The organism is Streptomyces lacaronensis (genome assembly GCF_047337785.1).
In the GTDB taxonomy this organism is placed as follows: Bacteria; Actinomycetota; Actinomycetes; order Streptomycetales; family Streptomycetaceae; genus Streptomyces; species Streptomyces lycopersici.
Genome location: NZ_JBLHDK010000003.1, coordinates 5194262 through 5206005, shown reverse-complemented (window position 1 = coordinate 5206005; position 11744 = coordinate 5194262). Strand labels below are relative to the sequence as shown.

Annotated in this window: 10 protein-coding genes; 5 read left to right on the top strand and 5 right to left on the bottom strand. The window is 71.6% G+C overall.

What is annotated here, in order from left to right; genetic code table 11:
- Positions 1-77: 77 nt before the first annotated feature.
- Positions 78-2177 (bottom strand): glycosyltransferase family 4 protein, encoded by a 2100-nt coding sequence (locus ACMTAK_RS22150; protein ID WP_413807837.1) that lies wholly within the window; start codon positions 2175-2177, stop codon positions 78-80.
- A gap of 241 nt (positions 2178-2418) precedes the next feature.
- Between ACMTAK_RS22150 and ACMTAK_RS22145 the strand changes: the two genes are divergently transcribed.
- On the top strand, positions 2419-3210 hold the full coding sequence (locus tag ACMTAK_RS22145) for a hypothetical protein (protein WP_413807836.1): 792 nt from the start codon (positions 2419-2421) through the stop codon (positions 3208-3210).
- A gap of 36 nt (positions 3211-3246) precedes the next feature.
- On the opposite strand, the gene ACMTAK_RS22140 is transcribed toward ACMTAK_RS22145, so the two are convergent.
- Positions 3247-4113, bottom strand: coding sequence for a hypothetical protein (locus ACMTAK_RS22140; protein ID WP_413807835.1), 867 nt, complete (start codon positions 4111-4113; stop codon positions 3247-3249).
- Positions 4114-4778: 665 nt separating this feature from the next.
- Here ACMTAK_RS22140 and rplM point away from each other — a divergent pair.
- The 3 genes from rplM to glmM all read left to right on the top strand — a co-directional run bounded on the left by rplM (position 4779) and on the right by glmM (position 7266).
- Entirely contained in the window at positions 4779-5222 is a 444-nt protein-coding gene (gene rplM, locus ACMTAK_RS22135; protein ID WP_020869230.1) for a 50S ribosomal protein L13, read from the top strand.
- A 41-nt stretch (positions 5223-5263) separates the two neighbouring features.
- The gene (rpsI, locus tag ACMTAK_RS22130) at positions 5264-5767 is read left to right on the top strand and encodes a 30S ribosomal protein S9 (RefSeq protein ID WP_413807834.1); all 504 of its coding nucleotides are present in this window, start codon (positions 5264-5266) and stop codon (positions 5765-5767) included.
- 140 nt (positions 5768-5907) lie between these two features.
- Positions 5908-7266, top strand: a complete 1359-nt coding sequence (gene glmM / locus ACMTAK_RS22125; RefSeq protein ID WP_413807833.1) for a phosphoglucosamine mutase — start codon at positions 5908-5910, stop codon at positions 7264-7266.
- Between the two features lie 113 nt (positions 7267-7379).
- On the opposite strand, the gene ACMTAK_RS22120 is transcribed toward glmM, so the two are convergent.
- Genes ACMTAK_RS22120 through ACMTAK_RS22110 form a run of 3 tightly spaced genes read right to left on the bottom strand, consistent with a single transcriptional unit; the run spans position 7380 to position 9784 of the window.
- The gene (locus tag ACMTAK_RS22120) at positions 7380-8318 is read right to left on the bottom strand and encodes a DUF389 domain-containing protein (RefSeq protein WP_413807832.1); all 939 of its coding nucleotides are present in this window, start codon (positions 8316-8318) and stop codon (positions 7380-7382) included.
- Between the two features lie 13 nt (positions 8319-8331).
- Positions 8332-9342: a type I pantothenate kinase gene (coaA, locus tag ACMTAK_RS22115; RefSeq protein WP_413807831.1), complete on the bottom strand. Its 1011-nt coding sequence runs from the start codon at positions 9340-9342 to the stop codon at positions 8332-8334.
- 10 nt (positions 9343-9352) lie between these two features.
- Entirely contained in the window at positions 9353-9784 is a 432-nt protein-coding gene (locus ACMTAK_RS22110) for a hypothetical protein (RefSeq protein WP_413807830.1), read from the bottom strand.
- A 71-nt stretch (positions 9785-9855) separates the two neighbouring features.
- Here ACMTAK_RS22110 and glmS point away from each other — a divergent pair, with 71 nt between their 5' ends.
- Positions 9856-11703 (top strand): glutamine--fructose-6-phosphate transaminase (isomerizing), encoded by a 1848-nt coding sequence (gene glmS / locus ACMTAK_RS22105; protein WP_413807829.1) that lies wholly within the window; start codon positions 9856-9858, stop codon positions 11701-11703.
- Positions 11704-11744: the final 41 nt, after the last annotated feature.

Genomic DNA, 11744 nt, shown 5'->3' with positions numbered 1-11744 from the left:
TTCCTCGCTCGAGGCTGATATCACCGAGTGTTACCGGTGATACCGGCGGCAAACACGGCACCTTTGGACCGATTCCCTCAATTCCCTGTGGTGACGGAGATGATGGCGAGGTCACCGGTGCGGGTGAGGTGGGGGCGAACACCGTGAGTGATCGGGAAGAGGTCCGTTTTATCGCGGTCCACGATGTCGCCGACGATGCGTCCGATCCGGATCGGAGTCCCGCCCCGGGCGGACTTATGGAGCGTCAGGGTCCAGCCCGCGGTGCCCTCTTCGCCGTCATGGGCCTCCCGGATCCGCTCGTACGGGACGGTGAAGCGGAACCGGCCGCCGTCGAGCGCCGTGACCCCGGTGAGGAACGGACGGGCCGGGCCCTTGGACGGGGTGGCCACCGCGGCCGGGGTGGCGTCGGGCCCGAAGCGCGCCCCGTGCAGGGTGCCTTCGACGGCGATCCCCTCGGCGTCCAGGCGGATCACCCGGGCCTCGGCGTGGGCCGGGCGCCGCCAGGCGCGCAGCGCGAGATAGCCGTCCACGGTGGAGTAGGGGATCCACCAGGTGAACGGGGAGCCGGGCAGCGGCTCCAGGCCCAGCAGCCCCCGCCCCTCGGCGAAGCGGCAGCCGACCCGGCGTCGGACGCCGTCGGAGGGGCGGACCACATGCAGGTCCCAGCGGCCCTCGCCGAGGTCGAGCGTCGCGCGGTCGAGCGTGGCCGTCCAGGGCGCGGACGGCGCGGCGCCGACCGGGGGCAGCAGCGGTACGCGGAAGGGAGGCTCGTCGCTCTTGCGGCGGGTGACGGTCAGTTCGAGCTCGCCGCCGTGCACACCGGCGGGCTCCAGCAGCACCGACAGATCGCCCTCGGCGGTGACCCGGCAGGACGCGATAGGCCGCAGGGGCTTGCGGATCAGGTGCTTGACCGTGTCCTTGAGGGTGCCGGTCAGCGGCGCTCCGGCCGGCCGGCCCCATAACGGCGTGGCCGTACGGCGCCGGTGGGCCGGGGCCGTGGTGGAGCGGGCGGTGCGGAGCTCCTCGATGAGCCGCTCGTAGCCGGCCGCCACGCGCTCGGGGGCGTAGCGCTCCGCCGAGATCCGGGCCGCCGCGCCCATCGAGCGGCGCAGTTCGTCGTCCTCGATCAGGGTCAGCAGCCCCTTGGCGATCCCGTCCGCGTCGCCCACCGGCACCAGCAGTCCGTCCCGGCCGTCGGTGATGATCTCGCCCGGACCGTGCGGGCAGTCGGTGGCGACCACGGGCACCCCGCAGTGCATCGCCTCGACGATCGTCATGCCGAACGACTCCTCGCGGGAGGTGACGGCGGCGATCGCGCCCTTGGCCCACTCGGTCTCGATGGGGGAGTGGGCGCCCATCAGGGTGATGTGACCGGCCAGCCCGAGCTCGTCGATCTGGCGGCGCAGCGCGGGGAGCTGGGGGCCGCGCCCGTAGACGCGCAACCGCCAGTCGGGGTGTTTGGCGGCCACCGTCTCCCAGGCGGCCACCAGCAGGTCGTAGCGCTTGACGGGGATCAGCCGGCCCGCGGCCACGACGAGTTTGGCGCGGCCGTCGGAGGGCTCGATCCCGGTGGCGGGCACCCCGTTGGGCAGGGCGGTCAGCCGGGTGGTGACGCCGGGGAGGTGGGCCCGGTGGGTGGCCGCGTCGGCCTCGGAGACGGAGGTGTACGCGTCGAGGTGGGGTATGGCGGCGTCGCAGGCGGCGCGGATCTCGGCGCGGTGGGTGCCGTAGAGGCGGTGCTCTTGGCCGATCCGCAGAAAGCGGCCGGCGCGGCCGAGCGCGGCGAGATAGATGACCAGGCCGGGGCGGGTGGCGATCACGACATCGGCGTCGGTGCGGTCGAGGTACTCGGCGACGCGTTCGTCGGTGAGGGCGTTGAAGTTGGTCGTGCCCCTGGCCTCGGCGGCGGGGATGTGGGCGCTGGGCCGGGTCAGCAGCGGATGGCCGAGGTCGGCGGCGCGGCGCCCGGCGCGGGGCGGGTCTTCCTGGGGGCGCAGGTCGATCAGGGGTCTGAGCCGTACGGCGGGGTGGAGGGGGAGGTTCGTGGTGTCGATGGTGCGGATCAGGGAGACGATCTCCACGGTGTGGTGGGCGGCGAGCGCCCCGGCCACATTGAAGGTCGACCGGATGGTTCCGCCGATGCCATAGGCGTTGTGGAGCAGGAAAGAAATCTTCATGGTGATGTACGCGCGGCGGGGCAGAACCGCCGCGACACGCCCTCCCCTCCGAGGCGAAGCCAGTAAGGACCGAGTCGGTCGGTAAGACTGGCTGGGGCCGCGAAGGTTGCTTATGCGTGTGGTGATATGGGATCCACCACATTCGGAAAAGGCACCACAACCTTCCCCGGGTTCTGGGAGTCTGCGGGGTGTCCGTGCGGAGGCCGTACGGGATCGATACCGACCAGGGGTGGACAGAGAAATGAACGACTCCGGTGCGAAGCGGACCGTGGGTGCGGCCATCGCGGTGGTGGCGGCGCTCGGGCTGATGACCGGATGCGGCAGCGACTCCGGCGACGGCAAGGCGGACGGCGCCAAGCAGGCGGGCAGCGCCGAGCAGGGCGACGGCGCCAAGCAGGGCGACGAGGCCGCGAGCTCCGACCCGGCCGCCAAGCCCCTCTCCGCTTCCGCCCTGGAGCGGGCCGCCCTGACCAACGGCGAGGTCAAGGGGCTCGAGGTGCAGAAGATGACCGACAAGGAGGTCAGTGAGGGCGGCTCGGCCAAGACCGGCAAGGCCGCGTGCCAGCCGATGGCCGCGCTGATGGGGAGCCAGTACGACCCGGCCCCCAAGGCCAGCGTCCACCGCGCCTACGCCACCGACCTCACCAAGGCGAAGGTCGGCGGTACCGGTCTGATCCGGATCTCCTCCTACGGACCGGGCGACGCCGAGCGCACGGTGAAGGACCTGCGCGAGGCCGTCACCGCCTGCCAGGGCGGCTTCCCCGCCGAGGACGGCTCGGGCGACAAGGCGGATGTCAAGAAGGTGACACCGCTGGACGCGCCGAAGGCCGGGGACGAGGCGCTGTCCTTCAGCCTGCATGACGCGAGCGAGGCGAAGGCCGTCATCAAGTTCACGGTGGTGCGGACCGGGCCGCAGGTGACGGTGTTCTTCGGGGTGAACATCGCGGACCCCGCGAAGTCCGAGATCCCGCCCGCGCTGGTGGACGCCCAGGTGGCGAAGGTGGAGAAGGCCACGAAGGGCGCCGCGTCCTGAGCCCGGCGGCCCGGGGCCTCCGCCTGCGGCCCGGTCTCAGTTGGTGGCGGAGGCGGCCGAGGCGGCCTCCGCCGACGCCTGGGCACTGCCCCGGGCCAGGATCCGGCGGAAGGTGTAGTCGGCCACATCGCGGCCGGCCTGGAGGGTGGCGGTGTCCGACGACGTGACCGCCTTGCCCGACGTATAGCCGGAGATCGTGAAGTAGGCGTACCGCCCGATCGCGTTGGCCGAGCTCTGGCAGGCCGTCCGGCGGCAGAAGGTCGGGACGCCCCCGCCCGAGAGCGAGGCGATGTTCGGCTGGTACCGGTCCTTGGCCTTCTCGGCCGCCGCCTTGCCGTCGAAGACGGCGACGCCGACCGTCACCGCGACACCGTCCCGGGTGAAGGTGGCCCGCAGCAGCTTGCGGCAGCCGTTGTTCACCAGGACCGAGCCGAGGGCCCCCTGGGTCGCGGCCGAGCAGCTGGTGGTGGAGGCCGACGCCGCCTTGGTGTACGACCGGTCGTCCTTGGCGGCGCTCTTGTCGGGGAAGAGGCTGCCCGCGCTCAGCGGTGCCTTGTCCCGCCGGGCGCTGGAGATGATGTCCAGCGGCTTCGGCGGCGCGGGCGGCGCCACATTGGAGAAGGACGGCTCGGGCGTCGCCGACTCGCTGGGCAGGTCCTGCGGGGTGGGCAGCCCACCGGCCGAATCGCCGCCCCCCTTGTCCTTGTGACCGCTGCTGACCACGGCGGTGGCGACGATCGCGGCGACGGCGGCCGTCGCCAGCGCCCCGCCCCCGATGAAGAGCAGCTTGCGGCGGCGGTTGCGCGCGGCGGACTGATCGGCGAGCGCCGCCCAGTCCGGCGTCGACGGCTGAGGCGGCTGAGAACCCCCGGGCCCGTAAGGCCCCCCTTGCCCAAAGCTCATGGCGCGCATCTTAGACCGGCCGAGTGACGGGATGGACCCGCCGGCGGGTCCCTCTTCCTTCCGCCCCACGCCCACTCGGCCGCTGCCCCCGCCCGACTCGGGCCGCGCGCGGGCACCCGGCGAAGCCCTCCCGGCGGCAGCCGGGCCGCGTGTGACACGGCCGGGCCCCGGGCCCCGACGCGGTGCGCGGGCGGGTGCGCGGCGACGCGGGTGCGTTTTGACCGGCGTGGGCGGGTGCCCCGAACCCTTCCCGCCTCGCGCACGAGGTGCTGATGCCACGATCGGCGCGAGGGCCCCGGCCGCCCCTGCGGGCAGGCACCTCCGGCCAGTGGCCGAGGCCCGCGTGAGGCGTCCGGGCTCGGCCGGGGCCCCGGTCTCGGACGGCGGGCCGCAGGCGGGCGTGGGGAGGCGTGGGGGCGTTTTGACCCGGGTGGGGGCGGGCCGGTATTCTGCCAGTTCGTTATGCGTATTGGCTTGCTCGTTCTCACGTGAGAGGCCGTTACGCCGGTCCACCGGGCCGATGACCAGCGGCAAGCACTCGGCATGCGTCACCGAGGTGCGGCCACGGCTGTCGTGATCGTCCGGGTGGCCTTGTCCGGACCTGTCCTCCCGGCCCTCGCGGGTCCGGGGAGACTCCACTCACTGAAGAAGCGAAGGCTACGACCGTGCGTACGTACAGCCCCAAGCCCGGCGACGTTCAGCGTCAGTGGCATGTCATCGACGCCACCGACGTGGTTCTGGGCCGTCTGGCCACCCAGGCCGCCACCCTTTTGCGGGGCAAGCACAAGCCGGTGTACGCGCCGCATGTCGACGCTGGTGACTTCGTCATCATCATCAACGCCGACAAGGTGCACCTCTCCGGCAACAAGCGGACCCAGAAGATGGCGTACCGCCACTCCGGCTACCCGGGTGGTCTGCGCTCCATCCGCTATGACGAGCTGCTGGAGAAGAACCCGGAGAAGGCCGTCGAGAAGGCCATCAAGGGCATGCTCCCCAAGAACACCCTGGGCCGTCAGATGCTCTCGAAGCTGAAGGTGTACTCGGGCGACCAGCACCCGCACGCCGCTCAGCAGCCGGTTCCGTTCGAGATCACCCAGGTCGCGCAGTAGTCCCGGCCACCCCTTACGACGAAGAGAATCTGAGGAGCATCGTGGCCGAGACCACCGCCGAGACCCCCCTCGATGTCGAGGAGTACACCACCGAGAGCGTTGAGACGGTCGAGTCGGAGTACACCTCCGAGTCGCTCGCTTCCCGCTTCGGTGACCCGCAGCCCGCCGCCGGCACCGGCCGCCGCAAGAACGCCGTGGCGCGTGTCCGCATCGTGCCGGGCAGCGGGCAGTGGAAGATCAATGGACGTACTCTTGAGGAGTACTTCCCCAACAAGGTTCACCAGCAGGAAGTCAACGAGCCCTTCAAGGTGCTCGAGCTGGACGACCGCTACGACGTCATCGCCCGCATCGCGGGTGGCGGCGTCTCCGGCCAGGCCGGTGCGCTGCGTCTGGGCATCGCCCGGGCGCTGAACGAGGCGGACGTGGACAACAACCGCGCCCCCCTCAAGAAGGCCGGCTTCCTGACCCGTGACCCCCGTGCCACCGAGCGTAAGAAGGCCGGTCTGAAGAAGGCCCGCAAGGCGCCGCAGTACAGCAAGCGCTGACGCCCATCGCGGCACCGCTGCTTCACCCGAACGCCCCGGCGGCACCACCTGTGCCTCCGGGGCGTTCGGCTATCGCCACCGGGGGGCGTATACCTACAAGCAAGCTTCAGCCCCCCAGCTCGTAACTTCGGAGGACACCAGTGGGACGACTCTTCGGTACGGATGGTGTGCGCGGCGTCGCGAACGCCGATCTGACGGCTGAGATGGCGCTCGGCCTGTCGGTAGCGGCGGCGCATGTGCTCGCCGAGGCGGGAACCTTCGAGGGCCATCGGCCGGTGGCGGTGGTCGGGCGGGATCCGCGAGCGTCCGGGGAGTTCCTGGAGGCGGCCGTGGTGGCGGGGCTGGCCAGTGCCGGGGTGGACGTACTGCGGGTCGGCGTGCTGCCCACACCGGCCGTCGCGCATCTGACCGGGGCGCTGGACGCGGACCTCGGGGTGATGCTCTCCGCGAGCCACAACCCGATGCCCGACAACGGCGTCAAGTTCTTCGCCCGCGGCGGTCACAAGCTGGCCGACGAGCTGGAGGACCGCATCGAGACCACCTACCGCGCCCACGCCTCCGGTGAGCCGTGGGACCGGCCGACGGGCTCCGGGGTGGGCCGGGTCCGGGACTACGACGAGGGCTTCGACGCCTATGTGGCCCATCTGGTCGCCGTCCTCCCCAACCGGCTCGACGGCCTCAAGGTCGTCATCGACGGGGCGCACGGCGCCGCCGCCCGGGTCTCCCCGGAGGCGTTCGCGCGGGCCGGGGCCGAGGTCGTGACGATCGGCACCGACCCGGACGGGCTCAACATCAACGACGGCTACGGCTCCACCCACCTCGCCCGCCTCCAGGCGGCCGTCGTGGAGCACCGGGCCGACCTCGGCATCGCCCATGACGGGGACGCCGACCGCTGTCTCGCGGTGGACGCGACGGGCCGCGAGGTCGACGGCGACCAGATCCTCGCCGTCCTGGCCCTGGCCATGCGCGAGGCGGGTGACCTGCGCGGGGACACGGTGGTCGGCACCGTGATGTCCAACCTCGGCTTCAAGCTGGCCATGCGGCGGGAGGGCGTCGAGCTGGTCCAGACGGCGGTCGGGGACCGCTATGTGCTGGAGGAGATGAAGTCCCACGGCTACGCCCTGGGCGGCGAGCAGTCCGGGCACGTGATCGTCCTCGACCACGCCACGACGGGTGACGGCACCCTCACCGGCCTGCTGCTGGCGGCCCGCGTCGCCGCGACCGGCCGCACCCTGGCCGACCTCGCGGGCGTCATGGAGCGGCTGCCACAGGTGCTGGTCAACGTCCCCGACGTGGACAGGTCCCGCGTCGCCTCCAGCGCGGACCTGGCCGCGGCCGTCGCCGAGGCCGAGCGCGAGCTGGGCGAGACCGGCCGGGTGCTGCTCCGCCCCTCGGGCACGGAGCCGCTGGTGCGGGTCATGGTCGAGGCCGCCGACATCGAGCAGGCCCGCTCGGTCGCCGGCCGCCTGGCGGATGCGGTCAAGTCGGCCCTGGGCTGAGCGCCGCGCGCTCGCTGCCGGGACACGGAGGCCGTCCCGTTCGTTTCCTCGCGCCGGAGGGGCTGGATTTTCCAGCCCCTCCGGCGCTTGAGGAGCGGGGTGGGGTAGGGACCCTACCCCGGGGGAGGGGATCCTGCCCGCCGCCCCCACAACGCCTTCTGCGTCATCAGCGTCAGCGTCCCCGCCACCACGATCCCCACCAGGTTCAGCAGCAGCTGCTTCGTCGAGCCCCACATCTGGTCGATATCCCCGTACCCGAGTGCCACCGCCGCGTTGGCCGCCGCCGGCACCGTGGTCACCGAGATCGCCACGCCCACCAGCGCGCCGGACTTCGCCGAGGTCAGCGAGAGCGTCCCGGCGATCCCCGCGAGCACGGCGACCACGAATGAGAACATATCCGGCTTCCAGATGAAGTCCGTGTTCGGCCGGGCACGCTCCAGCATGTCCTTGCCGAAGAGATCCACCGCGTCCATCGCGATGCTGAAGCCGGTGGTCAGCGCCATCGCCGCCGCGAATCCGACCAGCAGCGCGACCGCCGAGCGGGCGGCCAGCCGCGGCGCGCGCCGCACCAGCGCGGTGCACAGCCCCGCCAGCGGGCCGAACTCGGGGCCGACCGCCATCGCACCGACGATCAGGATCGCGTTGTCCAGCACCACACCGCATGCCGCGATCATCGTCGCGATGACGAGGAAGGCGAGATAGGTGACCGAGAGCGTGGACTCCTCGTGGGTGGCGTCCACCAGGTGCTCCCACAGGACCGCGTCCGCGCCCTCGCCGGGCGCCTCCTCCTCCGCCCTGTCGGCGCGCTTGGACAGCGACAGGTCGATGTTCTCCACCGCGATCGAACCGGCCTCGTCAAGACCCAGCTCACGCAGGTCGCCCAGCAGGGCGTCCCCGGCCTCGCGCGCCACGTCGCACATGACGACGTCCCCCGCGGGGTCGCGGGCGGCGCCCGGCAGCACCACCAGATGGGTGGCGCCGACCGTCTTCCCGATCGTGCGCACCACGTCCTCGGTGCGGTCGGCGGGGACGATCAACCTCAAGTGCAGCATGGCCCGACGCTCCTCACAGCTTGCGCAGGGACAGCCGCTGCACCTTGTGATCCGGCCCCTTCCGCAGCACAAGGGTCGCCCGCCCCCGCGTAGGCTGCACATTCTGCTTCAGATTGGGCTGGTTGATGGTCCGCCAGATCATCCGCCCGTAGTCCAGCGCCTCTTCCTCCGAGACCTGGGTGTACTTGCGGAAGTACGAGGACGGGTCCTGGAAGGCCGTCTCCCGCAGCTTCTTGAAGCGGCCCAGGTACCAGCGCTCGATGTCCTCGGTCCGGGCGTCCACGTACACGCTGAAGTCGAAGAAGTCCGCGAGCCCGACCCGGGTCAGCCCGTCCTTCCCCGGCAGCGCGGGTTGCAGCACATTGAGGCCCTCGACGATGAGGATGTCGGGGCGGTGCACGGTCAGCCGCTCGTCCGGCACGATGTCGTAGATCAGGTGGGAGTAGACCGGCGCCGATACCTCCGCCCGGCCCGCCTTCACATCGGCGACGAAGCGGGTCAGCGCCCTGCGGTCGTAGCTCTCCGGGAACCCCTTGCGGGACATCAGCCCACGGCGGCGCAGCTCGGCGTTGGGGTACAGAAAGCCGTCCGTGGTGATCAGCTCCACCCGCGGATGCTCGGGCCAGCGGGCCAGCAGCGCCTGGAGCAGTCGCGCGGTGGTCGACTTGCCGACCGCGACGCTCCCCGCCACGCCGATCACGAACGGCGTACCGGGCTGGGCCCCGTTGCCCCGCTTGGTGTCGCCCAGGAAGGTGTTGAGCGCGCCGCGCAGATTGCCGGTGGCGGCCACATAGAGGTTGAGCAGCCGGGACAGCGGCAGATAGACATCCCGCACCTCATCGAGGTCGATGACATCGCCGAGCCCTCGCAGCTTCTCGACCTCGTCGGCGGTCAGCGGCAGCGGCGTCTTGTCCCGCAGCGCGCTCCACTCGGAGCGGGACAGATCGACGTACGGGGTCGCTTCGCCGCTCCGCCGCTGCGGGCCGCGCACGGTGCGCGCCGCGCGCGCGGTAGACGTGATCACCCCCTCATTGTCATGGCAGGGACCGGCCGAGGGAGCGGTGTCGAGGCGTGGGTTCGGTCACCCCGGGCCGGATCCGGGGGGATGTCATCCGGGGAGCACGCCCGAGACGGAGTCGGTCGGGGTGGCCCTGGAGCCCGCCGCCCATCGCCTTCCGGGCCGTGTCGAGCTGCCTGCGGCGCCCGTCCGCCAGGCCGAGGGTGAGCGTCCGGTAGTCGAGCGTGCCGCCGTAGAGGTGCACCGGACGGCCGTCGATCGTGGTCGTGCCCCGGTCCGAGACATCGCGGATGGCCGATGCCTGGCGCAGGACGTGTTCGGGGTCGTTCAGCGGGGCCCGCAGCAGGGAGTGGGCCCTGGCCTTGTCGCGGTCGATGACCGCCCAGTGGCCCTTGGGATCGGTCCGGGTGAGATAGAAAGGGCGGCCCCCCCGGCCGCTCGTGCGCATTATGCACGGCACGTGGGGGCCTACGCGTGGCCGGTGGTCGGCCTGCCGACCTCGGGTCGTACGCTGCGTCCATGTGCGGAATCGTTGGTTATGTGGGAGGGCGGTCGGCCCTCGATGTCGTCTTCGCCGGGCTCAAGCGGCTGGAGTACCGCGGCTATGACTCGGCGGGCGTCGCCGTGCTGGCCGACGGTGGGCTGGCGGCGGCCAAGAAGGCGGGCAAGCTGGGCAACCTGGAGAAGGAGCTGGCCGACCGCCCGCTGCCCACCGGGGGCACCGGCATCGGCCACACCCGCTGGGCCACCCACGGCGGCCCGACCGACGCCAACGCCCATCCGCACCTGGACAACGCGGGCCGGGTCTCCGTCGTCCACAACGGCATCATCGAGAACTTCGCCGCGCTCCGCGCCGAGCTGGCCGATCGCGGCCATGAGCTGGTCTCCGAGACCGACACCGAGGTCGTGGCGCATCTGCTCGCCGAGTCGTTCTCGTCCTGCGGCGACCTCGCCGAGGCGATGCGCCAGGTCTGCCGTCGGCTGGAGGGGGCCTTCACGCTGGTCGCGGTGCACGCGGACGCGCCCGATGTGGTGGTCGGGGCACGCCGCAACTCGCCGCTGGTCGTCGGCGTCGGCGAGGAGGAGGCGTTCCTCGCCTCCGATGTCGCCGCCTTCATCGCCCACACCCGCGAGGCCATCGAGCTGGGCCAGGACCAGGTCGTGGAGGCCCGCCGGGACGGTGTGACCGTCACCGACTTCGAGGGGGCGCCGGCCGAGGTCCGCCCCTACCACGTGGACTGGGACGCCTCCGCCGCCGAGAAGGGCGGCTACGACTACTTCATGCTCAAGGAGATCGCCGAGCAGCCGAAGGCCGTCGCGGACACCCTGCTCGGCCGGATCGACCTGGCCGGAAACCTCTGCCTGGACGAGGTGCGCATCCCGGCCTCGGTGCTGCGCGAGGTCAGCAAGGTCGTGATCGTGGCGTGCGGCACCGCGTACCACGCGGGCATGATCGCCAAGTACGCCATCGAGCACTGGACCCGGATCCCCTGCGAGACGGAGCTGGCCAGCGAGTTCCGCTACCGCGACCCGATCCTGGACCAGCGGACGCTGGTGATCGCCATCTCGCAGTCCGGCGAGACCATGGACACCCTGATGGCGCTGCGGCACGCTCGTGAGCAGGGCGCGAAGGTGCTGGCCATCTGCAATACGAACGGCTCCACGATTCCGCGTGAGTCGGACGCGGTGCTCTACACCCACGCCGGTCCCGAGGTAGCCGTCGCCTCCACCAAGGCGTTCCTCACCCAGCTGGTGGCCTGCTACCTGGTGGCTCTCTACCTGGGCCAGGTGCGCGGCACCAAATGGGGCGACGAGATCCTCTCCGTGATCCGCGAACTGTCGGAGATCGCGACCCAGGTGGACGAGGTCCTGGAGACCATGGAGCCGGTCCGGGAGCTGGCCCGCACCCTGGCCTCCAAGAACACGGTCCTCTTCCTCGGCCGCCACGTCGGCTTCCCCGTCGCCCTGGAGGGCGCGCTCAAGCTGAAGGAACTCGCGTACATGCACGCCGAGGGCTTCGCGGCGGGTGAGCTCAAGCACGGGCCGATCGCGCTGATCGAGCAGGACGTGCCGGTCGTGGTGGTCGTGCCGTCGCCACGCGGGCGGTCGGTGCTCCACGACAAGATCGTCTCCAATATCCAGGAGATCCGGGCCCGGGGCGCCCGCACCATCGTGATCGCCGAGCGCGGCGACGAGACGGTGGCCCCGTACGCCGACCACCTCATCGAGATCCCCGCCACCCCCACCCTGCTCCAGCCCCTGGTCGCGACCGTGCCGCTACAGGTCTTCGCGTGCGAGCTGGCCACGGCGCGCGGCAACGAGGTCGACCAGCCGAGGAACCTGGCGAAGTCGGTGACGGTCGAGTGAGTGGGCGGAGCCGGGTGAGTGGTCGGACTCGCCGCGTGACG

Excerpts from the sequence above, each read along its gene's own strand:
- ACMTAK_RS22150 (WP_413807837.1), bottom strand. The coding sequence starts at position 2,177 with ATGAAGATTTCTTTCCTGCTCCACAACGCCTATGGCATCGGCGGAACC.
- ACMTAK_RS22145 (WP_413807836.1), top strand. The coding sequence starts at position 2,419 with ATGAACGACTCCGGTGCGAAGCGGACCGTGGGTGCGGCCATCGCGGTG.
- ACMTAK_RS22140 (WP_413807835.1), bottom strand. The coding sequence starts at position 4,113 with ATGAGCTTTGGGCAAGGGGGGCCTTACGGGCCCGGGGGTTCTCAGCCG.
- ACMTAK_RS22120 (WP_413807832.1), bottom strand. The coding sequence starts at position 8,318 with ATGCTGCACTTGAGGTTGATCGTCCCCGCCGACCGCACCGAGGACGTG.
- ACMTAK_RS22110 (WP_413807830.1), bottom strand. The coding sequence starts at position 9,784 with ATGCGCACGAGCGGCCGGGGGGGCCGCCCTTTCTATCTCACCCGGACC.
- glmS (WP_413807829.1), top strand. The coding sequence starts at position 9,856 with ATGTGCGGAATCGTTGGTTATGTGGGAGGGCGGTCGGCCCTCGATGTC.